Below are 26,123 nucleotides of genomic sequence, written 5' to 3' on the forward strand. Positions count from 1 at the left end.
TATGCTAACAGGTCAGAAGAGGACCAAAACTTGAACAGAGCTAACCTAAATTAGCGGACTCAATGGGGAGCAGGTCAGCTGGTCCAAGGTTGGGGGCAAGTGCACAAACCAAATGCCTCCAAGCGAAGCTGGAGGAAACGTGGGGCGCGGGTCAATGCCTTTGTCGCCGCACTCTAACTCGTTCATGGTGAACGAGTTAGAGTGCGGCCGCCAGCTCAGTCCTAGCTAAAATACAGATTGAGTAATCGACAGGCCCAACACTTACTGTTAATCCATCATCCAGACTTTAGAGCGAAGAAGATATTCTTGCGCTCTCGAACCTAGTTTTCTTAAGGAATTTGAGCTAATGGATCTGATTGAAAAGCTTAATAGCAGGACTGCTACTATTGGCATCTTAGGTCTTGGCTACGTTGGTATACCTCTGGCTCTGACGGCATCGCGTGCTGGGCTGCGAGTTGTTGGGTTCGATGTCGTTCAAAGCAGAGTTGATCAACTGAACGAGGGAAAAAGCCCGATCAAGCATATCGCTCATGATGAGATAATCTCTATGAAGGAAGCTGGGTTTGACGCGACAACTGATTTTTCCAGAGCGGCTGACTGTGACGCGTTAATTATATGTGTGCCAACACCATTGAATGAATATCGTGAGCCCGATCTTAGCTTTGTAGTCTCCACAATGGAGATGGTTGCGCCATATCTGCGTGAAAATCAGTTGTTAAGCCTTGAGAGCACAACTTGGCCGGGGACAACCAAAGAAATATTGCTTCCGTATGCTGAAAGGGCCGGCTTCGTAGTTGGGCAGAATTTCTTTCTTGTTTATTCGCCAGAACGCGAAGACCCTGGGAACCCAAATTTTGAGACACAGACCATTCCAAAGGTCGCAGGTGGCCACACGCCCGCATGCCTGAAGGCAGCCGAGGCACTTTATGGGATTTTTATTGATCGCGTCGTTACCGTTAGTTCCACTGAAGCTGCCGAGATGGTGAAGCTTTTGGAAAACATTCATAGATCGATCAATATTGGTCTTGTTAATGAAATGAAAATCGTAGCTGACGCCATGGGCCTTGACATATTCGAAGTCATTGATGCCGCAAAAACTAAACCTTTTGGTTTTACGGCATACTACCCCGGTCCGGGAATCGGTGGCCATTGTATTCCAATCGATCCTTTTTACCTCACTTGGAAAGCCCGTGAATATGGGTTGCATACAAGGTTCATAGAATTGGCTGGGGAGGTGAACGCCTCGATGCCCCAGTATGTAGTAGACAAAACGGTACGGGCGCTGAATGAAGCTGGAAAAAGCCTTAAAGGGGCTAAGGTGCTCGCGCTTGGCATAGCCTATAAACGTGACGTAGACGACATGCGCGAAAGCCCGTCGGTTTTTGTGATGGAGCTGTTGCGCGACTGGGGGGCCGATATTGCCTATTCTGATCCCAATGTACCTGTTTTTCCCGAGATGCGTGAACACAGCTTCGATCTTTCGTCCGTAGACCTGTCGCCCGATGTGGTCGCTGGATATGATGCCGTGATCTTGCTGACCGATCATACTGACTTCGACTACGACATGATCCATAAGAATGCACAGCTGCTTGTGGATACGCGGGGCAAGTTCCGCGGTGAAGCCGACGTTGTTCGAGCATAAGGGGATTTGAAGTGACTACACAATACGCTCTAATAGGTGCTGCGGGATACATTGCGCCACGGCATCTTAAAGCCATTAAAGACACTGGCGGAAACCTCGCCGTAGCCTTTGATGTCAATGATAGTGTCGGCATCATGGATAGCCATTTTCCGGATGCCGCGTTTTTCACAGAGTTTGAGCGCTTTGAGAGCCACGTGGACGATCTGCGTCGTAAAGGGCGGGGGCCATCCTATGTTGGCATCTGTTCGCCGAATTACCTTCACAAAGCTCACATGGGTTTCGCCTTGAGGTCTGGCGCTGATGCAATTTGCGAGAAACCTTTAGTCTTGGAAGTGAGCGATATCGACGATCTGGCAGCGCTCGAAAAAGATACCGGCCAACGCATCAATTCGATTCTTCAGTTACGTTTGCACCCAGCAATTATTGCCTTGCGCAATCGCATTGCCGCGGGCCCCAAGGACAAGGTCTACAATGTAGACTTGGGGTACTTTACGTCTCGTGGTGCTTGGTATCACGCCAGCTGGAAAGGTTTCGATCAAAAGTCCGGTGGCATCGCAACAAATATCGGTGTGCATTTCTATGATATGCTAAGCTTTGTATTTGGCCCGATCCGTGGAAATGTCGTACATCATCGCGGCTTGGATTCAGCTGCTGGATACCTAGAATTTGCTCAGGCTCGGGTACGTTGGGTACTGTCGATCAACCGTGATCACCTGCCCGCACACACACCTGCTGGTCAAACAACGCATCGGTCAATCACAGTTGAAGGCGAAGAGATCGAGTTTTCAGGTGGGTTCACGGACTTGCATACTGCAAGCTATCAAAATGTGCTTGATGGACATGGATATGGGTTAGATGTTGTTCGCCCGTCGATTGAAGTTGTGAGCCATATCCGTACAGCGCCTATCGAACCGAGCAAAGGTGAACAGCATCCTGACATCGCGAAAGTGCTAGGATAGACAAGTGTTTACAAATAATACAATTGATCTCGCTTCCCTTGCTATGGGTGAAGATTTCGATGTTAAGCGTGATTGTCAGCTTTCGTATATCGGGAAAATACCTTCACGTTTACAAAGAAGGTTTGTTCCGTGCCGTGAACCTCATCACATTAGCGATGCAGCGAAGATTCCTGATATTGTAGGCATAGCGACCACCGAGGAGTACGCACATCTAGTCCCCGCCAATTTGGGGTTGCTGGTTGCCGCAGACCCAATAGCAGCTACGCTGACGCTTCATGAAAAGTTGTGCGATATTGATGGATTTTTATGGAAGCATTTTGATTCACGGATTCATCCGACTGCCAAAATCCATCCTCGAGCTGTTATTGCTGACCGTGATGTTGAAATAGGGGCAAATGTTACCGTTGGCCCAGGAACGGTCATCCAAGAGCGTAGCATTATTGGCGAAAGCTGCCACTTGGGCGTCGACGTGGCCGTTGGCGTCGACGCATTGGAGATTTTCCAAGGGACGCAACCTCGACGCATCCTCCGCCAAGCAGGAGGAGTATTCTTGGAGCGAGGAGTGACCGTCATTGCGAAGTGCATAATAGCAAGAGCAACTTTCGGTGGATTTACCCAACTTGGTGAGGGATCAATACTCGAATCCCTGGTTCATCTGGCTCATGACTGCCGGCTAGGAAAGAACGTTACTTTAGTAGCCTGTTGTGAGGTCTCTGGCCGATGTGAGCTAGGAGATGGAGCGTATGTTGGGCCGAATGCATGTATTAGGAATGGCGTGAGGGTTGGGATTGGCGCAACTGTGACGATGGGCGCAGTCGTAACGAGAGACGTGCCAGATCATGAAACTGTATCTGGAAACTTTGCTGTACCTCACAGTAAATGGCTTAAGTTTATTAAGGGTTTGTAATGAATTTCATTGATCTCGCGGCCCAACAGGACCGACTCCGCACGGAAATTGAATCAGGGATTTCTCGCGTGTTGGCGCACGGGAAATACATCATGGGCCCAGAGGTAACCCAACTGGAAGAAGCCTTGAAGGCTTACACAGGCGCTAAATACTGTATTTCTTGCGCGAACGGGACAGATGCATTGCAAGTTGCCTTAATGGCACTGGGCGTCGGGAGGGGTGACGAGGTCATAACCCCGGGATTTAGCTACATAGCTACTGCTGAAACTGTAGCACTCTTGGGCGCTAAGCCAGTCTACGTTGATATTGATCCTTTAAGTTTTAATATGGACCCGCAGTTGCTTGAAGCCGCGATTACGCCAAAGACGCGAGCCATTATTCCAGTTTCTCTGTACGGGCAATGCGCTGATTTTGATAAAATAAATGCGATTGCCGAAAAGTATGGACTGCCAGTAATTGAAGATGGCGCTCAAAGCTTTGGCGCTTCTTACAAGGGGCGCAAATCTGGTAACTTAAGCACAATCGGATGTACGAGCTTCTTCCCTTCAAAACCACTAGGCTGTTACGGGGATGGCGGCGCTATTTTCACTAACGATGACGAACTTGGTCGCGTTATGCTACAGATTGCGAGACATGGGCAGGATCGTCGCTACCACCACGTGCGTATAGGCGTTAATAGTAGGCTTGATACGATTCAAGCCGCTATTCTGCTACCAAAGTTAGCAATTCTCGATAACGAAATCGAGGCGAGACAGCGTGTGGCAGAACAATACGATAGATTACTTGAGGGTAGTAACGTACTGGCTCTACCAAAGATCCAAAGTCACACTACAAGTGCTTGGGCACAATATACTGTAAGATTACAAAACCGGGCTTTTGTTCAGTCTGCGCTGAACGAGGCTGGAGTTCCAACGGCAGTGCATTACCCTTTGCCGCTCAATCGGCAGCCTGCTGTGGCCGATGACAATGTGGTATTGCCCCATGGCGATCTCGCATCTAACGAGGTGATGAGTTTGCCCATGCACCCTTATCTCAACTCAGAAGATCAACACTATATATTCAAAACGATATCAGCCGCGGCATGTTGATAAAAGCAATACGACCCAATGGTAAACCCAATACACGGGTCATTACACTCATCGTAATGTTTCTTGTGGCGGTTTGGGTCTACGCACTTTTCTATCCAGCGCTGAACTGGCCGGATGAGGCTTATAAAGTTGCAAGGGTTGGGCAAGACCCAAACCCGTATTTGCAACTTCTGTCATGGTTAACTGTTGACTACTGCTATCTCACTTACGAACATGACCTTCAAGCGGGGTACGTATCTAACACTTTGCATATGCATCTGACAAATGGGCACTCCTGTTATTATATGCTTAAGATCGCCAATACTGGGCTAGCTTGTATTATTTTCTTGACGTGTATGTTTGCACTAAAAACCCGTGAAAAGCGCGAGCTGTTCGGCATGTCCTTAATTTGGCCTGCCGCAGTATTTTATATGACTGGAATTAATCAGCAGGTTGTTTTTTCAATAGTTTCACCAGCAATAGTTATTGGGGTTATATATTCATCTAAAGTGTGGCCTTATATACTGGCTTCACTTCTTCTAACCGCAATTGATCGATCCTTCGTTGCGCTATTCACCTTTCTAGCTATGTTATCGGTTTTTCGGTCAAGTCCGCGACTGGCATTTCTTATGTTCGTTTTATTGATCATCGCGGGAAAGGTTATTCTTTCATACATAGGTGGTCTGAGTCTATTCCTAGGCGGACAACAGTCTCTTAATGAACTAAAGTCCAGCTTATCTTATCTGTCTGACTCGCCTCTATTAAGCCTTATGTTCTTCTTTATTTCATTCGTGTACCTTGGAGGTACTAATTCCATTCTTGGTATAGGGCTAGACTACGCCATAGTTTTTTTTGCACTTGTCGCACTGTTGTGGAACAACAGGAGTAACTCACAGATGGTCCCTTATCTTGTTTCGTTCTTGGCGACCTTTTTTATTGTAATAAACTTTGTTCCTACATTGCAAAGTTTTAGATATTATGTTTTTATAATGCCTGCAATTATTCATTTTTTGGCCTACAAGAGAATAAATAAAGATTTATATGTTGGGTATTGTTCAGTGATGTTACTTGTTTATATTTTTCAGGTGAGTTTGATAAATGCCTAAATCACTCCCGAGAATTGCCATATTGATGGCTAGTTATAATGGCGAAGAATGGATTGCGGAGCAGATTCAATCCATTCTTCGCTGTTCCAATGTTGTTACTCATATTTTCTTGTCAGATGATGGCTCGACAGACAATACAGTGGCAATTGCGCGGGATGTTGGCGGTAGTGATATAACGATTCTACCCACCAAACGGCAAGGATCAGCGGGAGCCAACTTTTACCGACTAATACTGGATACTCCGTGGGATGACTTTGACTTCGTCGCGTTAGCCGACCAAGATGATATATGGGTGCCTACTAAACTTGCGCGGGCGGTCACGTCGATCCAGAGCGGTGGGTATGCCGCTTATTCTTCTGATGTAATCGCGTTTTGGCCCGATAATAGAACGCTCTACATACGAAAGAGCCAACCGCAGCGCAAATGGGATCACCTATTCGAAGGTGGTGGACCCGGCAATACTTTTGTTTGGCCACGTGTTGAGGCAGATTTTTTACGAGAACGATTGCTCGCCAGTGACCCAGACGTATTGGCAGCGACCGCACCTCACGACTGGTTGTTTTACGCTATTTTCCGAGAGGCAGGAAAGAGCTGGCTAATTGATGAGTACTCGGGTTTGAATTATCGTCAGCATGGCGCAAATGTCATGGGGGCAGCGACAGGGCCAGCGGTAATTTTGAAACGAGTAAAGATGCTACGCAACCAGTGGTATCGGTCGCAAGTTTTGAACATTGCCCATATTACATCTGCAGAAAATCCAGTATTAAATTTCGTGCGGGCACCCACTCTTATAAATGTATGGAACGCTCTTGCTATTTCCCGACACTGTCGACGAAAGCGGCGTGATACTGTGGCGCTCATGATTTTCTTTTTTCTCATGGCCGTCAGACATAAATCAAAGGAATAGATATGCGTATTCTTTACCTAACATGGGGTGAGGTTCCACGTCTTTCATCGGTATACGGTGGACAGGCGGTGCAAATGGTTTCAGCCTTTCAACGGCAAGAGACAGTTGAAAGTGCTCAGCTATTGGCTGGTTATCCAATAATCCACTCTGGTCTTGTCCGCGAAAAATGGCGTTATAAGCAGCAACTAACTGCAATTTCTGAACGCCTAGGTGCCGAAAACTTTACGACCCGACGGATTCCAGTACCACCCGTCGGCGTGCATCCCAAAAAATGGCAGCTGCCATCGTTTACGATGGGCCAACATCGTTTCCTGGCCAAGAAAATTAGGAAATGTCGGGCTGATGTCATTCAATGTCGTTCCTATGTCGCAACGCATTTAGCCCTTGAAACGCGCGCGCGTTTCGGCCTGACATGTAGGGTCGTATTCGACGCGCGGTCACTGATGCCCGAAGAAGGTGCGATTAGTGGACGGTGGGATCATAATGACGCTAATTTTGCCTTCTGGAAGCAGCGAGAGGCTAATATTCTTGCCTCCGCCGATCTTTCTTTAGCAGTGTCGCAGCCAATGCAGGATCGCTTTGATAAACTTGGTGCGCGGCGCAGTGCGTTAATTCATCTTAATGTCGATATTGGCGCACTTGATGAAAAGCGAATTGCCGATACTTCTCGGGTTAAGGCGGGCGCGCCTGTCGTTGCATACTGTGGTTATCTGGCAGAGAATACTTGGCATAGCCCTACTAATCTTTGGGAGGCCTTTAATTCGTTCCTGAGTCATTGCCCAGGGGCTCGCTTACTGGTCATTACAAAATCTAGTCACAAAATGCTACGCGAAAGCCTGAAGGCACAAGGCATGGCAGAGATGTTGAAAGTCATAACATTTACCTCAGCTCCTTCACCCGCAGAGACTGTATCACTTTTGCAGGATGCAGATCTGTCCATATTCAGCTACAGAACTCCTGCCAACTCTTTTGAAAAAGAAATGGCGGAGCCAGTTTTTGCTACTAAATCGGCGGAGTATCTCTGCGCTGGCCTACCGATGATTGTGAATAATTTTTGTGGTGGCGCTCGAGACTATGCAATTGATCGCGATGCAGGTGTAGGATATGACGTTGAGGCATTGCTATCGGCGCAAGATGTAGAAACTTTGATGCGGCAAGCGTGTGACAGAGTCCGCATTTCGCATACTGCACGAGCGGACTTTTCTATTGACCAGAATGCGAAGCGGCTGGCGTCCCTCTTTCATGACCTTTCCCCCAGGACACCGGACTCTATGAATTATGGTGATAATGCCAGATAACCCAAGAAGGTAGCGTCGCAAACCCGGCGCGGTTCAATCGCGAGCGCTCCCAATTGACTGACCAGATCGAGGCTTTCAAAGTGTATGCAGAGCGCCGACCACAGGCAGGCTCTAGCGGTTCTGACAGATCAGCGTGAGAAGGAAGGGCACAGAGCCATCCAAGCGTGGCCTCTGGGCACGTTTTATGAAGTGATGAGGTGCCCCTAGATTTGTAGACGCTTTGCTTGGTAATTTTGGAACCAAGGAGAGACGGAAATGAACAAGGGAATACGTTTTACGGACGAGTTCAAACAGGACGCTGTGGCGTAGGTTGTTGAGCGTGGATATGCGTTCAGCGAAGTAGCTGAGCGGCTAGGGATCAGCACTAAGTCGTTGTACACGTGGAAGGCTCAGTTTTCGAAGTCGCCACGTGTCCGATCTGAGTTTGCCGATCAAGCTGCTGAGATCAGACGTTTGAAGCGGGAACTGGCGCGGGTCACCGAGGAACGTACCATTCTAAAAAAGGCGACCGCGTACTTCGCGCGCGAGTCTCAGTGAGGTACGCGTTTATTCATTGCCCGGCAGTGTATGTTTACATGCACGAGAGGGGAGGCTCACCGCGAGGAGTTTTCGGTACGGTCGATGTGCCGGGTACTGACGGTGCATTTCAGTGGGTTTTACGCATGGCTTAAAGAACCGTTAAGTGCGCGTGCGCTTGAAGATGCACGGCAGACCGAACTGATCCATCAGGCCTGGACCGACAGCGGCAGGGTCTATGGATATCGGAAGCTGACAGATGACCTGCGTGACGCAGGCGAGGTCTGCTCGGAGAACCGTGTGGCACGTTTGGCCAGTCTTGCGGGTATCCCGGCGCAAATCGGCTACAAACGCCGCCCTGGTCGATATGGTGGCAAGCCTGCTGTGGTCGCTGACAATACGCTGGATCGACAATTCGAGATTGAAGCGCCCGATACGGTTTGGGTGACCGACATAACTTACATCAGAACGCATGAGGGGTCGTCTTATCTGGCCGTCGTGATTGATCTGTTCTCAAGACGGGTCGTCGGATGGTCAATGCAATCTCGCATGACAACGGACCTTGCGTTGCAGGCTTTGTTGGCTGCCGTTTGGCGGCGCAAACCAAAGCAAAAGGTCATGATCCACTCCGACCAAGGTTCCCAATTTACCGGTAAAGAGTGGCAGTCGTTCTTAGCTAAACACAATCTGATGGCCAGCATGAGCAGGCGCGGGAATTGCCACCCCTCTCACACATGTAAGCATGTGTTGCCGGGCAACGGACAATGCGGTCGCGGAAAGCTTCTTTCAGTTGTTGAAGCGAGAACGGGTCAGGCGGCGAACATACCTCACACGCGACGCAGCAAGGCAGGACGTGTTCGAATATATTGAGATGTTCTACAATCCGACACGCAAGCACACCAACAACGGCATGCTATCGCCAGTTCACTATGAGGCAAGAGAGTTGAAACTGAACAAAGCAGGCGTCTAGGAAACTAGGGGCACCTCAGACTGCCGTATCTTGGCGCATGGATGAAACGTACATTAAGGTTAAAGGAAAATGGACCTACTATTACAGAGCCGTCGACAAGACAGGCAAAACCCTTGATTTCATGCTCTCTGAACGTCGCGACAAGGCTGCAGCGCGGCGGTATTTCAAGCGCGCAATTTGGACCTGTCGCGGTTTGATGCCGCTCCTTTGATAGCATTTACTGCACCAAAGGAGACTGACTATGGGACTAAAACGGACAGACGAATTCCGCCAGGATGCGGTGCGTATCGCACTGACCAGCGGGCTTACACGCAAGCAGGTCGCTGACGATCTGGGTGTTGGGGTGTCGACGTTGAACAAATGGATCACAGCGCATCGAGACACGGATGTGGTGTCAAAAGAGGATATGAGCCTCGCTCAAGAGAATGACCGGCTTCGACGTGAGAACCGCATTCTCAAGGAGGAAAGGGGAATCTTAAAAAAGGCCACGGTGTTCTTCGCGAGCCAAAAGCCGTGAGGTTTAGGTTCATTGAGGAACACCAATCTGCATTCTCTATCGGACGGATGTGTCATGTCATGAATGTCAGCCAGTGCGGTTTACGTGCGTTCCGCAGCCGCCCCGCCAGCCGCAGGCAGCGATCTGATTTGGTCACGCTCGCCCATATCAAGGAGCAATCACGTCTCAGTCTGGGCAGTTATGGCAGGCCGCGTATGACTGAGGAGCTCAAAGAGATAGGACTTGATATCGGTCATCGTCGCGTGGGCCGCCTGATGCGCCAAAACGGTATATCGGTGGTCAGAACACGCAAGCACAAGGCAACCACAGACAGTAACCACAAGTTCAACATCGCCCCGAACTTGCTGGATCGTAACTTCCCAGCGGATCAGCCAAACCAGAATTGGGCTGGTGACATCACTTATATTTGGACGCGTGAAGGCTGGCTCTATCTTGCTGTGATCTTGGATCTACATTCGCGTCGAGTGGTTGGTTGGGCCGTCAGCAACCGCATGAAACGAGACCTGGCGATCCGAGCGCTAAACATGGCTATCGCTTTCCGTGCGCCGCCTAAGGATTGCATCCACCACACGGACCGTAGCAGTCAATACTGTTCGCACGATTATCAGAAAATCCTGCGGCAGCACGGCTTCAAAGCGTCGATGAGTGGCAAAGGGAATTGCTATGATAACGCCACAGTCGAGACGTTCTTCAAAACCATCAAGGCTGAGCTGATCTGGCGGCATTCATGGGGAACGCGGCGACAGGCTGAGATGGCCATCTTCGAATACATCCATTGCTTTTATAATCCACGACGACGCCATTCAGCATTGGGCTGGAAAAACTCCGTCGCTTTCGAAAGGAAACTGGCTTAGACGAGCACCCGGGGCGGCACAAAAGCGCGACAGGTCCAATTGGCACCAATGGTGTGCCGGATCGGGTCGTCATCGACAAGAGCGGCGCTAACCTGGCAGGCCTGCAATGTGTCAACGTCATCCTGAAGTTCACGAACTCAGGGAACACCATCAAGATCCTCCAAGTCAAATACCTTAACAACATCATGGAACAGGATCACCGTTTCATAAAGCGGATCACGCGCCCTATGCTTGGCTTCAAGGCCTTGCACTCGGCCGACGCAACATTGGCTGGGATCGAGACTGCACACATGATCCGAAAGGGGCAACTCGACGCCATCGGGCTCACCGCATTCCAGCAGTTTGGGGCGCTCGCAGCATAATTGCGTCCGCACAACGGCCGCCACCCGAGCGCCCAAAAACTAGGCGACACTCTTTAGATGGCCTCAAAATCTTGCGTTGACTGTTGTACCTCTGCATCCCGCGCGGCAACAATTACCTATGTCAGTAATACCCGCGATCCCGATTTTAGTATTTACCGACCTCGACGGAACGTTGATTGACCACGCCACATATGATGCTTACGCAGCGCGGCCCGCATTGGATGCATTACGTGCCTGTGGCGGTGGGTTGGTTATGGCCAGCAGTAAAACCGGCCCCGAAATCGCACGCATCCGCGACGCCCTGGGTTGGCCGGATTTTCCGGCGATTGTTGAGAACGGCGCGGGTCTGTTGCCAGTCAGCGGGGCAGGGCAGGGCGACACCGCACAATATGATGCGCTGCGCGAGATTTTGAACAAGGCACCGGAAGCGCTGCGGAACGGATTTGACGGATTTGGAGATATGACCGCTGCCGAGGTTTCTGCCGCAACTGGGCTGAGCGAGGATGACGCGGCGCTGGCAAAACAGCGCGCGTTTTCCGAGCCGGGCCTGTGGCGGGGGGGCGATCGCCAGCTTGATCAGTTCTTAAACTATCTGTCGGGGCAGGGGGTGACAGCGCGCGAAGGCGGCAGGTTTCTTACCCTGTCTTTCGGCCAAACCAAGGCGGACCGGATGGCGGATTTGATAGCCGAATTTAACCCGTCGCACACCGTCGCCTTGGGCGATGCGCCGAACGACGTTGAAATGTTGCAAGCCGCAGACACCGGCGTGATCGTGGCAAACCCGCACCGCTCCGCGTTACCCCGCCTGCCGGGCGAAGAAACCAGCCGCATCATCCGCACCACATTGCCCGGACCGCAGGGCTGGAACGCTGCAATCCTCGAACTACTCTTAGAGTTAAAGCTTAGATAGGAACGATTACACATGTCAGATTTTCATCAAAACGGTAACATCGCGACGCTGCATAATCTGCGCACCCGTTCGTTGCAGGAACTGACCTACGAGCTGGAGACATTCGCGCAGACCCGCAAGATGACGCTGATTTTGCCCTGTCTCTATTCCGAGCTTGAAACCGATGCGATGCCCAACATCCTGGCCGAACTGTCCAAGGTCACATATCTGCACCGTATCATCATTGGCCTTGATCGCGCGGACGAGGCGCAGTTTCGGCATGCCAAGAAGTTCTTTGAGGGGTTGAACCAGAACCATATCGTAATCTGGAATGACAGTCCGCGGATGCTGGAACTGGGGGCGCGGCTTGATGCGTTGGGGCTGGCCCCGACCGAACCGGGAAAGGGCAAAAACGTCTGGACCGCGTTGGGGTATCTGATGTCGTGTCAGGACAGTTCGGTGATGGCGCTGCATGATTGTGACATCGTGACCTACACGAACGAATTGCTGGCGCGGCTGATTTACCCCGTCGCAAATCCACATTTTCCCTATCAGGTGGCCAAGGGTTATTATGCGCGGGTGGGCAATGGCCATCTGAACGGGCGGGTGACGCGGCTGCTGATCAGCCCGTTGCTGATTGCGCTGAAAAAGGTGGTCGGGGATCGCGACTTTATCGATTATCTACGGTCGTTCCGTTATCCGCTGTCGGGGGAATTCGCGATGCGCACGGGGATTTTACCTGATCTTCGCATCCCGTCCGATTGGGGGCTCGAGATCGGGGTGCTGTCCGAGGCGTGGCGCAATCTGGCCCCTCAGGCGGTCTGCCAGGTCGAGATTTGCGACAACTATGATCACAAGCACCAAGACCTGTCTGCCGAGGATGCATCCGCAGGTCTAAGCCGGATGTCGACCGATATTTGCAAGGCGATGTTCCGCAAGCTTGCAGCGGATGGGACCATCTTTACCAACAATGTTTTCCGCACCCTTAAGGCCACATATTACCGCACCGCACTGGACCTGCTGGAGGCGTATCACGCGGATGCGGTGATGAACGGGTTGACGATCGACCGCCACAAAGAAGAACAAGCCATCGAATTGTTCGCGGATAACATCATGCGCGCGGGCAGCTTTTTCCTGGAGAACCCGCACGAGACGCCGTTTATCCCCACGTGGAACCGAGTGCATTCGGCCGATCCGGGGTTTCTGGCCGACTTGCACGCAGCCGCGGCGGCGGATGAGGCTGAATTTAGCTAGGGTGGTTGGTGATCCAGCGGCACTGGTAGGGGGCCAGCGATATCGGTTCGGCCTCGGGGTGGATGGTGTCACCTGACAGCAGATCAACCCATGTTTCGTCTTCGATCATGTTAAGGGCTGTGGCCGCGATGGTGACGGTTTCATCGCTGACATTATGCAGGGCAAAGATCGATTGCCGCCGGTCCAGACTTTGCCGCCACAGCGCAAAAACCCGTGCGTCTTCAAGGTTAACGGTGAATTGTGTGGCATTGGGGTGAAAGGCGGTTTGGCGCGCGCGCAGCTGTAGCCGGTCGGTGAGGGCGGCCATCACGGCGGCCTGCGGGCTGGTCTGGTCTGCAAGCAAGGCCTGAAGGCTGGGGTAATCCCAGCGGTGGCGGTTGATGGCGCGGTTCATGCCCCGATGTTCAACGCCTGCGTGATCGTTGGACGTGGCGAGCAGCGAATGGATGTAGAACGCGGGGATCCCTTCGAGGGACATGACGATGGTTTGGGAACAGATAAACCGGTCGAAATGATAGGCATCGGTGCCTTTGAAGGTGCGGCTCATCGCGTCGTAAAACGTCGTGTTCAGCTCGTAGGGGGATTGCCCGCCATCAGGCAGGGCGCGCATGGACACCAGCCCCCCCAATTCACGCACCGTTTGAATGACCTTTTCTTTCTCATCCTCGGGTAACAGACCTTCGGCGGGGCGCATCCCGATGCCGTCATGGCTGGCGGTGAAATTTAGATACGCACAGCCCAGCGGGGCAGGGGGCATGGCGCGCTGCCATTTGCGCAGATATTGGGCCGACCCTGACATCATCGCGTGCAAAATCAACGGCGGGAGCGGGAAGTTATAAATCGCATGCGCTTCGTCCCGCTGGCCAAAATAGCTTAGGTTTTCGCCCTTGGGGACGTTGGTTTCGGTCAGCAGAATGATTTTTTCGGGCGTGTAATCACACAGCAGGCGCATCAATTTAATGATCGCGTGGGTTTGGGGCAGATGCACCGAGGGGCTGCCGACGACCTTCCAGACAAAGGCGACGGCATCAAGGCGAATGATCTGCACACCATTGTCGACATGCAGCCGGATGATCCGCAGAAATTCAAGCAAAACCTCGGGGTTGCGGAAATCAAGATCGACCTGATCATGGCTGAAGGTACACCAGACATGGCGCGGGCCGTTGGTGGTTTCGATCTCTTGCAGCAGCGGGGTCGTGCGGGGGCGCACCACCATGCTGAGATCGTCGGTTGGGTCGGCCTCGAAAAAGAACCGGTCATAGGGCGCTTGGCCTTGACGGTAGGCGTTGAACCAATTGCTTTGGCTCGAGACATGGTTCAGCACCAAATCCGACATCAGCGAGAAATCTTTGGCGATACGGTTAATGTCAGGCCAATCGCCCAATTGCGGGTGCACCGATCTGAAATCGGACACGGCAAAACCGTCATCAGACGTATAGGGGAAAAACGGCAGGATATGGACGCTGTTCACCGCCCCCTTGAGGTAGCGCAGCAGGAAATCATGGAGCAAATCCAAAGGCTTGTATGCACCGTCGACAATTGAATTGCCGTAGGTGATGATCAGCGCGTCTTTCTCGGACCACAGATTGTTGCCGGGGAAACGGCCGCGTTTGCGGCGGGGGGCCTGTGCGGGCCAAAAGGCGTCGACGATCAAACTGGCAAGAACATTGGCGTCTTGATCGGGATAGATATCCTGAACGATCCGCGCGATTTTGACGCTAAGGGGCGGTGTTTTCTCGACCATGAAAGGCTGCCTAATTATTGGACTGCCCGATGATTTTGAACCAACCACTAGAAAAAGCAAAGGCTTTCAAAGGGATCGCGCGGGACTCTGCGCGCTTGTTTGGGGCGGATGGCCTAACGATTGGGCAGTTTGGCCATCGGGGTTTGATTAATCATACCCGCCATAGCCGATGCCGGCCCCCTGATGGCGGCATTTGTTCAAGATTACCCCCAGCATTTCCGCCTGGCCCGATAATTCACGTTCGCATTGGTCAATCTCTTTGGTCGTTGTCACCTCGGCAGCGGCGACGATCAGAACGCAATCAACGTGGCTGGCGATGGCCATCATATCATGGCTTTGCAGCATGGGCGGGGTATCAAGGATCATGATGTCGGGGGCATAAGTTTTCTGGATATCACCCAGGGCAAGGGGCAGGTAGCGGCTGGCCAGGATCGGCGCTGCGTCGGGGGCGGGGGCGTTGTTGGTTCCGATGGCCAGATTGTCCCCGACACGCAGCGCGGCCGAACCAAACGGCCGGTCCCCGCGCAGAAAATGTGCCAGATCAACGGGCGGGGCGGTGCCCAGCATATCGGCCAGAGACGGGCGGCGCATGTCCATTTCCAACACAATACTATGGCAATCGCGCAGGCGCTGAAGGCTCAGCGCGAGGTTCAGCGCGACCGTGCTTTTGCCGCATTCCGCCGTGGGAGAGGTGATCGCGACACGCCGCCACCCGTTTGCGCGCATGTGCCGGATCAGGCGGGTGCGCAGCATGTCATAGGGCATCGCATCAATGCCCGAACCATGGGCGAAAACGCGGTGTGATGACAGGTGATCGGGGTCGAGCGTGCAAGGATGAAGCGCGTCCCAAGCGGCATGAAATGCGCGGGTTTCCTGTACCGAAGGAATGGGCTTGAGACGCGGGTTTGTCGCTGCCCTTGGCGGGTCGGGTATGGGGCGCGGAACAGTCACCTTGCGGGTTATCCTTGTGGCTTGGGCAGGGCTGCGACGACATGTGCGTTGCTGCCGGTTGAGGCACCGCCATAGTAGGTTTTCATCGCCCAAACCCCGGCGGGCACCCCGGCCAAAAGCATGACAGCCGCTGCAACTGTCAGCCTGCGACGGCGCTGTATTTCGGCGCGGGTACGTTGATAGGGGAGCGTGGCAAACGGCGTGATACCCAATGCGCCACTGATATCTGCGGGGCGGCGAATGCGTTTGCTGACGTGGTCCCTGAGGAACACAAAAACAAGCCCGGCAAACAGCCCAAACGCCAGGCCCGCGGCAAGGGCCATCGTCCGGCTAGGCCCTTGGGGATAGAGGGCGGGGATGGCGGCCTCGAACAATGAAACATGTTGCCCCTGGCGTAGGGTCTCGATCGTCTTGCCGGTTTGCGCCCGGACCTTGTTGGCGATCGCCTGATCATGTTGCAGGCGCGTGTTGGCCTGCGCGCGTTCCAGATTGCCAAGGGTGATTGCGTTGGAGGGCGTTGCTTGGATCGACGTCGCAAGCGCCGCCATTGAGGCCAGTATGCGGGTTTTGCGGGCCGCCAGCTCGGCCAAATCGGCGTCGACCTCGGCGCGTTCAATTTCGTAACCGGTTAACGGATCGGGGATGGCTGCGGTGTCATCCGCAGTTTCCAGTCGCTGATGAAGCCCCTTCACCTGAGAACGCAATATCTTAACCCGTGGATTGTCGGGGGAAAACAAGGTGGATTGCGTCGCTAGATCTTCCTCAAGCTGGGCCAGTTGCATTGCCTCGTTCGACTGGGAACCCTTGCTGGCCGCAGCGGCAAGGATTTTCTGGTGACGTTGCGCCTTGGCCCGGCGGTCTTGCAGGTTTCCGATTTGCTTTTCGACCTGCAACAGACGTTCTTGGCCGGTGGTTTGTTGGCTGCGCCGAAAGGCGAGGCTATCGGGCAAGCTGTTTGCATTTTGCTGCCGGAAGGCCAGAATTTCAGCATCTTGCGTGGCCAGTTCCGCCTCGAGCCGCGCGACGTCTTGGGTAAAAAACTCCAATGTTTTACGCGCGGTTTGGGTGCGCGTGGCAACGTCATCTTGCAAAATCATATCCGCAATATCATTCGCCACATCTGCGGCCAACTGGGGAGAGCGCCCCTTGAATGTGACGCTGACAAGGGGGGCGGCATCGCGGCCGGGCGTATGGGTCATGGCGATTCTCGCGCGTAAATCGCGGACCAGATCATGCGGTGAAAGGGGTGCCGTTTGATAAACCGCCTTGCGCGCGGCCAGCTGTAAAAGACTGTCGCGGGCGAGAATGCGTTGCAGGGTCAGCTCCAGCTGCGCAAGTGTTTGCAAGCGTACGGTCGATGGGGCCAGATCACCCGGTATTTGTTCGGATTCCACCAAAATACGCGCGGTTGCGACATAGGTCGGCGCACGCAACCCCATGAACGCCGCGGCACCGGCCACCCCCAACATGCCGAAAACCAAAAGCCAATGCAGCTGTCGCATCAGCCGCGCCATCTGAAACCGGATGTCCATGGCTTAGCCCATACAGTCCAGCGCGGGGCGATCAGCGGTGTCGTACAAGAACCGTTTTTGGGGCATTGGCGCGGGCGCTTTCCGTTCGGTGAAATGTGAACAAGGGGTTTGGCAATCGCCCTCTAGTTGGTCCGCATAACGTTAAATCGTGGTTAACGGTGCCGCGCTTTTCGGAGCCATGTGCGTCAAGTGGGACAGGCCACAAAATCCCCGGTGAACTTAACCTTCTGGTAACGGTCTTGGGCCTAGCACTTTGACAGCGATTAACCACCATACGGTCCCGGTTCGGGGGATCGAAGCGGCCCGACGGGCCCAAATAAGGAGAGCGCTGCGATATGATATTTCACGATTTTGACCGTGCTTCACCGTCGATCCACATCACCCGTGCGCATCCCCTACGACCATATAATCTGCACGAATCCGATCGAAAAAGCCTGTACCGGAATGGTGGGAAACGTGTATTTGATCTGCTGGTCTGCCTGGCCATCACACCGCTGGTGGTTCTGCTTGTCGGGCTTTGTGCCGGGCTGATTGGGTTAACCGGATATAAACCGTTTTATTCGCAGTTTAGGGTCGGGCTGAATGGGCGGGTTTTCAAGATGTGGAAGCTGCGGTCGATGGTTAACAACGGCGACAAAATCCTTGCCCTGCATCTGGCGCGCGATCCGGTTGCGAAACTGGAATGGCACTGTCTTCAAAAGCTGAAACGCGATCCTCGGGTGACCCGGTTGGGGGGCTTTCTGCGGCGGACGTCCTTGGATGAGCTGCCGCAAATCTGGAACGTCATAAAAGGCGAGATGAGCCTTGTGGGACCGCGCCCGATGATGATCAGCCAAGAGCCGCTTTATTGCGGGCGGGATTACTATGATTTGGTGCCGGGGATCAGCGGAAACTGGCAGGTATCTGCGCGCAATCAAGCGGATTTCGCCGACCGGGCGGGGTTCGACAGCGACTATTCCGCGACCCTGTCCTGGCGCGGTGATCTGGGGATTCTGGCCAAGACCATCGGCGTGGTTCTTAAGGCCAATGGTCACTGAAATGGGCCGACCAGCGGCCGCCGAAGTGACGGTGATTATCGTCAGTTACAACACAGTCCAACTGACCTTGAAGGCGATCGCGACCCTATACGCCAACACCCACGAGACGACATTCGACTGCGTGGTGTTCGACAACGCGTCGCACGATCATTCGGCGGCAATGATACGCGCGGCATTCCCCCAAGTGCAGGTCATCGCATCGAATCAGAACATCGGATTTGCGGCGGCGAATAATCGGGTCGCCGCGGGGTGTGAAACGCCATATTTACTACTGCTGAACCCGGACACGGAAACCCACCCCGGCGCTGTGGATGCGTTGGTTCGGTTCGCCAAATCGCGGCCAAGCGCAGGTATTTGGGGCGGGCGGACCGTCTTTGCCGACGGGTCATTGAATCGCGCATCATGTTGGGCAACGCCGTCCCTCCGAGGTCTGTTTTTCAGAGCGGTTGGTGTCGCAGCCCTGTTCAGAGAAACGCAGTTCGTGAACCCCGAAGCATATGCCGGTTGGCAGCGCGATTCGGTCCGCGAGGTGGATATCGTCGTGGGATGTTTTTTGCTGATTGGCAGGCCGCTTTGGCGGCAGCTTGGTGGCTTTCAGCGCAAATATTACATGTACGGTGAGGACGCGGATCTGTGTTTACGGGCGCGTCAGATGGGGTATCGGCCCTGCATTACGCCCGATGCGCCAATCATCCACCATGTCGGTGCATCTACGGTGCGAGACGAGGAAAAAACGATACTGGTCATGAAAGCCCGTGCGTCGATCATTCGTGATCATTGGCCGGAATGGAAGGTGGGGGCCGGGATTTTTCTGATGTGGCTGTGGGCCGCATTGCGGTATTTAGGGTCCCGCCCGTTTGCGAAGTCGCGGCGCGCGTCGGCGGATCGTTGGCGCGCGGTTTGGGTGCGGCGGGCGGAATGGTTGCAAGGTTATGCGTAGGCCTGAACCCACCGTTTGGCGACGACAGTTGGTGAATAACGATCAACGTCATGTAACTGCGTGCGCGACATATTTCCCAGATACGAGGCGGTCACCGAAAACGTCGAATGGCGCGAATAAATCAGATGATCACAGCGCGACAAAAGCCACATGTCGATCAGGGCATTTTCGGCCTCTTGCAGTTTTTCAATATCCGATGTCGGCCAATGCAACCTGCTGCCGTCGTCCGGAAGATGCTTGTTGATATGATGCACATTGCTGAATTCCGACGCGATCTGTGCTTGGATATCGGCGTTATCGGTCGCCAGAAAAATCGAGGCATCTGGCATTTCCGCCAGTTTTTGCCTCAGCGCGTTTTTGATGGGGCCGAGCGGAATTTTACGATCCGTATAGCGAATATGAACGCCGATGCTTGGCGCAGTGAGCGTGGCCGCGACGGTGTTCACCTGTTGTAAAATGCGATTATTCGGGGTGAAGAACTGCTCAAGATAGCCGGCGATGATGTCTTTTTCGGACCTTGTGGCGAAATTGGAGTCGCGGCGCAGATGGTGGGCGATCCGTTTGAATTTCGGCAGATATGACCAGAACACAGCGATGTCTTGGGGCGTATCCAGATCGGCCAAGTTCACACAAAACCTCCGATAGGCGAGGGGGTTTGAATGGCTGCGCGGGGCGAATTTTTCAATCATCTCTTGGGGGGTTAGATTCAGGTTTCCGGCCCAAATAAGGGGCGAAACCGATGTCGAAACTGGGTCAAATGCTTCGCATTTTTGGGTGATCGGCGTTTGGAACAGCAGCGGATAGGCGTTGGTTCCGATGGGGGCATAGCTTCCATCGCGCCAATCGATAATCGCGGTGCGACCGGTCAGATCGGCAAAGGCAAGGCCGCAGATGGCGGACAGCATGCGATTGCCCAAGCCACCTTTGCCCTTGATCAACAATATCGGTTTGACCATCGATCGCCGGACCCCTTTTACCCTGCGCCAGCCGCGCATGGGGTCAGGATCATGGTTAACCATTTACATTTCTTTAACCGCTGAGGGGCCAAGCTGAAGCGATCGTCGTGACGTTTGAAAGGAATGAAATGCGCCGCTTGAGTGCTTGGAAGTCAGAGGCCCTGTGGCGGATATTTTTGCTGTGTTTTGCGATGCTGCTGGGTGTAAACAGCGCCGCCGCGCAATCCTATCACATTCGGGCAGGCGATATTTTACGGATCGAGGTGTTGGAAGACCCCGAATTAAACCGGTCGGTTTTGGTGACGCCCGATGGCCGTATATCAGTGCCGATGGCCGGAACGATGCGGGCATCGGGCCAACCGATCGAGGCGGTTCAACGTGGGCTGGCGGGGCGTCTGGCTGGTGCTTTTACCAACCCGCCCAACGTTTTCGTATCCATTGAGCGTTTGGCGGACCCACGTCTGGATGCACGGAAACAGGCCAAGCCACAGCTTATTTCCGTCTTTGTGATGGGCGAGGCGAACACCCCCGGCATGTTGGAAATTCCGCCAAATACCAGTGTCTTGCAGGCTTTTGCCGCGATGGGGGGATTCACCAAATTTGCGGCGATTAAACGCATTCAACTGCGTCGCGCGGCCACGATTGTGCCGCTGAACTATCGTCAGATCGAAGCGGGATCAGCAAGTGGGCATATGAAATTGCGCGATGGCGATGTGATAATCGTGCCGCAAAGACGGTTGTTTGAATAAGGGCATTCGCGTGACTGGCGGTGTATGTCGGTGCTGTGCAGCTTTGGTCTGTTTTATGGCCTTCCCCGGGCTGGCGCAGGGCGCGGGATCGGGCGGGATGGCGCTTGATCTAGCGGTTGAAACCTCGGTTGATGTTCGATCAAACCCACAACTGGACGTGGTAAACCCGCAGCGTGTGGATGAGATCAGCAGCGCGTTCAGTTTTGGATTTCTTACCGAAACGCGTAGCCAAAAGCTGTCGCTTGGGGGTGGAATATCGCTGCGCGGCTCAGATGGGCCAGGCGGTGGAGGGGTCGCAAACGGGGTCGTCGATCCGTTCTTAGCCCTGCGATATTTGCGGCAGGTACGTGATGCATCTTTGTCCTTTGATGCACGGATGCAAGAGACGGATCTGACACAAACCGACCCCGGCGAATTTGCCGTCATGATCCCAACCGGGAGCGCGAAACAGCGGTCTTATAGCGCTGAAATCAACATGAGGTGGAGGGAAACGGCACCTTTGGGATTTGGTGTTTTGGCGGGCTTTCAAAAAGCCGCGTTCATCGATGGGTCGGCGTTCGGGCAAGGCGGGCAGGCGCTAAGCGGCACGACGCGGCATCGGTTCGATTTTCTGGCTCGCCTCGATCTGGATGCGGCCCATCATTTAACCACGACTTTGGGCTATCGCGTGTTCGGGCAAGAGGCTGCTGCGGGCCGCCGCGAGAGTTTTCAGTTGAACAGCGTTTATCAGATTGATCGGCCGCGGGTGCCATTTGCGATCAAGCTTGGATATATCACGACCGAGGCGGGCCACCAATTGAGCGGATTGGTGGCCCGTCATTTAGCATTGCCGAACGGTGCCGCGCGGGCGGGCATCGGGGCCGCCCGTGCGACGACCGGTGGCAGATATGTGACGGGTCATTTGCATTATGAAACTGTATTTTCGCGGGGCCTGTTCGAGGCCAGTGTGAACCGGAAACTGACCAGCAGTGATCAAGACGACAGTGAACAAATCAGTACGGCGATGGGCCTGCAGTACAGGATAGACGCGACGCCATTGGACGGATTTGCCGTTGGCATTGATTGGGCCGAAGCCAAAAACACCCATTCAGGATTAACCACGATGAACCGTATCCTTACTGTTTCCTATACCCGGCAGATGGGCCGCGAGGTGGATTTCAACATCGGGCTGCGCAGGCGCGATGTGCGCGACAGCGTCACCGGAGCGAGACAGTCGAATGAGATATTCATGTCACTGACGCGCAAATTCAGGACGCATTTTTAGGGCGATTTTTCAAACAAGCGCGCGTATGCCGCCAAAAGATGCGGTTCTGAATGCGCCCAAGACAGCTGATCCAGAACCCGTTTTCGCCCAGCCCATCCCATGTCCCAACGTAGCGACGTGTCATTCATCAACGTTTCGATTTTACGCGCAAAATCAACAGGATCGTTTGGATGCGCATAAAGAGATGCGTCGCCGGCCGAGACGCGCCCCTCGGTCAGGTCGAACTGCACGACAGGTTTCTCCAGCGTCATATATTCCATCACTTTATTCATGGTGGAAATGTCGTTCATGGTGTTCTTGGGGTCTGGGGCCACGCCGATATCAATGGCGTTCAAAGCATCCTGAAGATCGCGGTCGTACAGTGCGCCGGCAAAGGTAAAGTGGTCTTGCAGCCCTTGTTGTTCGACGTCGCGGGTCATGTCGCAATGTGCCGGACCAAATCCGATAATCAAAAAATGTACATTTGCGCCGATCGTATTAACCAAGTAATCGGCGGCGCGGACCAGCAGATCCATACCCTCTTGCTGGCCGATGACGCCGACATATCCAATCAGGGTTGCGGCCCCCTTGCGATAGGTTTGATTTCCGGCGGCGGGTAAAAATTCATCGGTTTTTGGCGCCGAACGGACAGTAAAAACATCCGACGGGTTCATGCCGCCACGCGTTATTGCGATGTCACGAAAACTGTTATTGGTCGCGATTGAAACATCGGCAGTCTTAAAGGTGATACGTTCAAGCAGGCGCATCAAGTGGTAAATAGGGCCGCGTTTCGCAAACTTGGCTTCGAACAGTTCGGGGCTGACATCGTGGTGATCAAAGATATAGCGCGCGCCGCGACGCCGATACCAAAGTGCTAGCAGAAACACGAGGTCAGGCGGATTGCAGCCCTGAATGGCGTCGAACGGGCGTCTTTGCCAGATCTTTTTAGCGAGTTTGAACCAGTGCCGGATCGCATGCCCGTATTCGCGCGCATAGGCGAAAACGCCTGAATGTGCCTCGGTCGGTTGGGGGTAGCGGTAGATGTGAACGCCGTCGATCAGTTGGTAGTCTTGGTCCCAGCCGCGCCCCATGGGGCAGATGACCGATACCTCATAACCGGCACGCTGCAAGGTTGTTGCCTCGAGCCAGACGCGGCGGTCTAGGGGGACTGGCAGATTTTCCACTACGATTAGGATGTGGCGATCTGGAGTGGTCGTCATATGTCCAACGTGACTGGGGGAGGGTCCGTCTATTGAGGGCAGAAGGTATAAATTTTCGGTAAACCTGCGAAAATTTATTCTTAAACCGTCTGAATGGGGCCCATGTTCGACCGCGGATTGCCGCGAAGTTGACACATCTTTGCGGTGGTTTGACGGTGCTGTCGTCCCATGCCCGAGAGAAGTCCATGCAAACCGAAGAACCGCTCATACCTGAAACCAGTTTGGCCGCGCTTAATATTGCGGGGATGATCGCCATTTTTGCGCTTGTTTTCATATTGGGCGGATGGGCGGCGACCACAAAAATCAGCGGTGCCGTCGTTGCAAAAGGCCAGGTCGAAGTCGCCGGAAAACGAAAGATTGTGCAAACGCTTGATGGCGGAATCCTTGCCGAGATTTTGGTGACTAACGGGGATCATGTGGCAAAGGATCAGGTGCTTGCGCGGCTGGATCCGACGCTGTTGCAGATCAATCTGGATATGGCGCGCACGCGGTTGGCAGCAGCCCTTAGCCTGCGGGCGCGGTTGGAGGCTGAGCGTATGGGCACCGTGGATTTGGTGTTTGATTACGCAGATTTGCCAGTGCCTGCCCAACATCTGGGAGAGGTCATTCGCAAGGCTGAAAGCCGCCAGCGCGATATATTTGAAGCCCGGCAGGAAATGCGCGCAGGCGCGGAAAAGCAGATGCGCGGCCGCTTGGCGGATCTGGACACCCAAGCGCAGGGTATTTCAGGGCAGATGACGGCGTTAGAGAGACAGCTATCGTTTGTGGGGGGCGACTTGGCGAATATTAACGCGTTGCTAGGCAAAGGGTTGTCGCGCCGCGATAAGTTAACCGAGGCCTTGCGCAGGCAAGCGGCGCTGCAAGGTGATCTGGCACAGCGACAGGCCGAGTTGGCAAGCGTGAACAACCGGCGCCGCGAGATAGCGGTAAATGCAGATCAAGAGAAGCGGGCGCTGCAGGAGCAGACCGTGACAGAACTGCGCGAGCTGTTCGTCGAAATAGAAGAACTGACCTTGGCGATTGTCACGCGCGAAGCACAGCTGGAACGCGTGGAACTGCGCGCACCGGCGAGCGGCATTGTCCATGAATTACAAATGACGACATTGGGCGGTGTGATCCCTGCGGGGGGGACGTTGTTGCATGTTATCCCGCAGGATTCAGGGTTGGCATTCGAAGTGCGCGTGCCACCGCGTGACATCAACAAGGTCCGCCGTGAACAGCCGGCACAGATTGTGATGACGGCCCTTGATCCGCAGAAAACGCCAAAATTGGCGGGGCGGGTCGGGGCCGTGTCGCCCGAAACCGTGAATGATCCCGTAACCGGGCAGCCGTTTTACCGCGTGGCTGTGCACATCGCCCAAGAGGAACTGGCCCGTTTGCCATCGGCAGCGAGATTGATCGCAGGGATGCCCCTTGAGGCGTTTTTACAGGCGCGCGAAAAAACCGTGTTAAGCTATCTTACCGAACCTTTGATGTCGCAGTTGAGCCATGGGTTTCGCGAATAAAAATGCGGGCGCAGACGCCGCGCATTAAAGAATATTTAACCTCGAAGATGCCCTAAGAGGGGATGACTTACGCGCGCTTGCCCTCTGTTATCACGGTCGTGGTTCCGCATCTTAACCAGCGTCTTGGGCTGTTTCGCTGTTTGGCGGCCCTAGAAGCGGGTCATCGTCGCGCAGATGGAATTATCGTCGTCGATAACGGGTCTGAACGCCCGCCCATCGAAATTTGCGCCCAGTTTGAAAATGTTCGACTGCTGCATCAGCCTGCCGCCGGGCCCGGCCTAGCGCGCAATCTGGGGGTGGAGAGCGCGGTGGGCAACGTCCTTGCGTTTATTGACGCGGATTGCATCCCAAGCCCCGAATGGCTGGCGGTTGCGCAACATGTTTTGCAATCGGGGCAGTTCGACATTTTGGGCGGCGATGTGCGCATTGCCTGCGAAGACCCCAAATCGCTGACGATGGTTGAAGCTTACGAGAGCATTTTTGCCTATCGAATGGATCGGTATATTGCGCGTCAGGGGTTTACGGGGACGGGAAATCTGGTGATGCGGCGCGATGTATTTGACCGCGTCGGGCCGTTTGCGGGGCTGACAACAGCCGAAGATCGCGAATGGGGCCAGCGGGCCACCGCGTTGGGGGAACATATCCAATTTGTCCCCGACATGCGGGTATTTCACCCCGCGCGCGCCAGCTTTGCCGCGTTGCAGATTAAATGGGACCGCCAGATTTTTCACGACATGCAGCGGTGCAGGGGGTGGCAAGGCAAATTCAAATGGACCTTAAAGGCGGTGATGTTAGTCGGATCCCCGATCGCCGAGATTCCGCAGATTTTGATGAGCAAACGGATCACGGGTACCCGCAACCGGGCCAAGGCGTTCATCTGCCTTGCAGGCATCCGGCTCCATCGTGCCGCGAGGATGCTGCAGATGTTGGGCGGCGGGAATACGGGTCATTACATCGCCCGATGGAACCGATCAGATGCAGGTTGAACAATGGGCGTG

General features: G+C 53.9%; 21 protein-coding genes and 3 pseudogenes. 19 read left to right on the forward strand and 5 right to left on the reverse strand.

Translation table 11 applies throughout. The features are described 5' to 3' along the window. The first annotated feature begins 346 nt into the window (after positions 1-346). From KZZ06_RS19290 to KZZ06_RS19350, 13 genes and pseudogenes are all read left to right on the forward strand, one after another. Positions 347-1,642, forward strand: a complete 1,296-nt coding sequence (locus KZZ06_RS19290; protein ID WP_219581642.1) for a nucleotide sugar dehydrogenase — start codon at positions 347-349, stop codon at positions 1,640-1,642. An 11-nt stretch (positions 1,643-1,653) separates the two neighbouring features. Next, a complete protein-coding gene (locus tag KZZ06_RS22720) occupies positions 1,654-2,601 on the forward strand; it encodes a Gfo/Idh/MocA family protein (protein WP_219581643.1) in 948 nt (315 codons plus the stop codon). 4 nt (positions 2,602-2,605) lie between these two features. Next, positions 2,606-3,508 (forward strand): hypothetical protein, encoded by a 903-nt coding sequence (locus tag KZZ06_RS19300; protein ID WP_219581644.1) that lies wholly within the window; start codon positions 2,606-2,608, stop codon positions 3,506-3,508. After that, positions 3,508-4,596 carry a DegT/DnrJ/EryC1/StrS aminotransferase family protein gene (locus KZZ06_RS19305; protein ID WP_219581645.1) on the forward strand — a complete coding sequence of 363 codons (1,089 nt, stop codon included), beginning with the start codon at positions 3,508-3,510 and terminating at the stop codon, positions 4,594-4,596. Before KZZ06_RS19300 ends, KZZ06_RS19305 begins: the two co-directional genes overlap by 1 nt. After that, a complete protein-coding gene (locus tag KZZ06_RS19310) occupies positions 4,590-5,681 on the forward strand; it encodes a hypothetical protein (RefSeq protein ID WP_219581646.1) in 1,092 nt (363 codons plus the stop codon). The genes KZZ06_RS19305 and KZZ06_RS19310 overlap by 7 nt, the downstream gene beginning before the upstream one ends. After that, entirely contained in the window at positions 5,674-6,588 is a 915-nt protein-coding gene (locus tag KZZ06_RS19315; protein ID WP_219581647.1) for a glycosyltransferase, read from the forward strand. The genes KZZ06_RS19310 and KZZ06_RS19315 overlap by 8 nt, the downstream gene beginning before the upstream one ends. A 2-nt stretch (positions 6,589-6,590) precedes the next feature. After that, positions 6,591-7,886, forward strand: a complete 1,296-nt coding sequence (locus tag KZZ06_RS19320) for a hypothetical protein (RefSeq protein ID WP_219581648.1) — start codon at positions 6,591-6,593, stop codon at positions 7,884-7,886. 255 nt (positions 7,887-8,141) lie between these two features. Further along, a pseudogene (locus tag KZZ06_RS19325) lies at positions 8,142-9,372 on the forward strand (IS3 family transposase). A 28-nt stretch (positions 9,373-9,400) separates the two neighbouring features. Then, positions 9,401-9,550, forward strand: a pseudogene (locus KZZ06_RS19330) (DDE-type integrase/transposase/recombinase); the annotation flags it as partial. Between the two features lie 63 nt (positions 9,551-9,613). After that, positions 9,614-10,743 (forward strand): IS3 family transposase gene (locus KZZ06_RS19335; RefSeq protein ID WP_219581649.1). Its coding sequence is split into 2 segments (ribosomal slippage): positions 9,614-9,845 and positions 9,845-10,743, totalling 1,131 coding nucleotides; the frame shifts between segments, so codons are not numbered across the junction. Between the two features lie 38 nt (positions 10,744-10,781). Beyond that, a pseudogene (locus tag KZZ06_RS19340) lies at positions 10,782-11,105 on the forward strand (DDE-type integrase/transposase/recombinase); the annotation flags it as partial. A gap of 118 nt (positions 11,106-11,223) precedes the next feature. Next, positions 11,224-12,015: a mannosyl-3-phosphoglycerate phosphatase gene (locus KZZ06_RS19345; RefSeq protein WP_219581650.1), complete on the forward strand. Its 792-nt coding sequence runs from the start codon at positions 11,224-11,226 to the stop codon at positions 12,013-12,015. 12 nt (positions 12,016-12,027) lie between these two features. Next, positions 12,028-13,248: a glycosyl transferase gene (locus KZZ06_RS19350; protein WP_219581651.1), complete on the forward strand. Its 1,221-nt coding sequence runs from the start codon at positions 12,028-12,030 to the stop codon at positions 13,246-13,248. On the opposite strand, the gene KZZ06_RS19355 is transcribed toward KZZ06_RS19350, so the two are convergent. The 3 genes from KZZ06_RS19355 to KZZ06_RS19365 all read right to left on the reverse strand — a co-directional run bounded on the left by KZZ06_RS19355 (position 13,241) and on the right by KZZ06_RS19365 (position 17,475). Beyond that, complete coding sequence (locus KZZ06_RS19355) at positions 13,241-14,992, reverse strand: alpha-amylase family glycosyl hydrolase (RefSeq protein ID WP_219581652.1); 1,752 nt, start codon at positions 14,990-14,992, stop codon at positions 13,241-13,243. The two genes, KZZ06_RS19350 and KZZ06_RS19355, sit on opposite strands and share 8 nt — an antisense overlap. A 147-nt stretch (positions 14,993-15,139) precedes the next feature. Further along, a complete protein-coding gene (locus tag KZZ06_RS19360) occupies positions 15,140-15,943 on the reverse strand; it encodes a CpsD/CapB family tyrosine-protein kinase (RefSeq protein WP_219581653.1) in 804 nt (267 codons plus the stop codon). 8 nt (positions 15,944-15,951) lie between these two features. Continuing rightward, the gene (locus KZZ06_RS19365) at positions 15,952-17,475 is read right to left on the reverse strand and encodes a lipopolysaccharide biosynthesis protein (protein ID WP_219581654.1); all 1,524 of its coding nucleotides are present in this window, start codon (positions 17,473-17,475) and stop codon (positions 15,952-15,954) included. A 335-nt stretch (positions 17,476-17,810) separates the two neighbouring features. Here KZZ06_RS19365 and KZZ06_RS19370 point away from each other — a divergent pair, with 335 nt between their 5' ends. Continuing rightward, the gene (locus tag KZZ06_RS19370) at positions 17,811-18,512 is read left to right on the forward strand and encodes a sugar transferase (protein ID WP_219581655.1); all 702 of its coding nucleotides are present in this window, start codon (positions 17,811-17,813) and stop codon (positions 18,510-18,512) included. Between the two features lies 1 nt (position 18,513). After that, entirely contained in the window at positions 18,514-19,452 is a 939-nt protein-coding gene (locus KZZ06_RS19375; protein ID WP_219581656.1) for a glycosyltransferase family 2 protein, read from the forward strand. Here the strand turns inward: KZZ06_RS19375 and KZZ06_RS19380 are convergent. Then, on the reverse strand, positions 19,443-20,471 hold the full coding sequence (locus KZZ06_RS19380) for a NodZ family protein (RefSeq protein WP_257884494.1): 1,029 nt from the start codon (positions 20,469-20,471) through the stop codon (positions 19,443-19,445). The genes KZZ06_RS19375 and KZZ06_RS19380 overlap by 10 nt on opposite strands. A 65-nt stretch (positions 20,472-20,536) precedes the next feature. Between KZZ06_RS19380 and KZZ06_RS19385 the strand changes: the two genes are divergently transcribed. Both KZZ06_RS19385 and KZZ06_RS19390 read left to right on the forward strand, forming a co-directional pair. Then, positions 20,537-21,157, forward strand: a complete 621-nt coding sequence (locus KZZ06_RS19385; protein WP_219581657.1) for a polysaccharide biosynthesis/export family protein — start codon at positions 20,537-20,539, stop codon at positions 21,155-21,157. Between the two features lie 55 nt (positions 21,158-21,212). Beyond that, on the forward strand, positions 21,213-22,421 hold the full coding sequence (locus KZZ06_RS19390) for a hypothetical protein (RefSeq protein WP_219581658.1): 1,209 nt from the start codon (positions 21,213-21,215) through the stop codon (positions 22,419-22,421). Here the strand turns inward: KZZ06_RS19390 and KZZ06_RS19395 are convergent. Continuing rightward, positions 22,418-23,620, reverse strand: a complete 1,203-nt coding sequence (locus KZZ06_RS19395; RefSeq protein WP_219581659.1) for a glycosyltransferase family 4 protein — start codon at positions 23,618-23,620, stop codon at positions 22,418-22,420. The genes KZZ06_RS19390 and KZZ06_RS19395 overlap by 4 nt on opposite strands. Before the next feature lie 128 nt (positions 23,621-23,748). Here KZZ06_RS19395 and KZZ06_RS19400 point away from each other — a divergent pair, with 128 nt between their 5' ends. Next, the gene (locus KZZ06_RS19400; protein ID WP_257884495.1) at positions 23,749-25,125 is read left to right on the forward strand and encodes an HlyD family type I secretion periplasmic adaptor subunit; all 1,377 of its coding nucleotides are present in this window, start codon (positions 23,749-23,751) and stop codon (positions 25,123-25,125) included. Positions 25,126-25,187: 62 nt separating this feature from the next. Further along, positions 25,188-26,111: a glycosyltransferase family 2 protein gene (locus KZZ06_RS19405; RefSeq protein WP_219581660.1), complete on the forward strand. Its 924-nt coding sequence runs from the start codon at positions 25,188-25,190 to the stop codon at positions 26,109-26,111. The last annotated feature ends 12 nt before the right edge of the window (positions 26,112-26,123 follow it).

This window comes from Sulfitobacter sp. CW3 (assembly GCF_019392245.1).
Classification (GTDB): domain Bacteria; phylum Pseudomonadota; class Alphaproteobacteria; order Rhodobacterales; family Rhodobacteraceae; genus Sulfitobacter.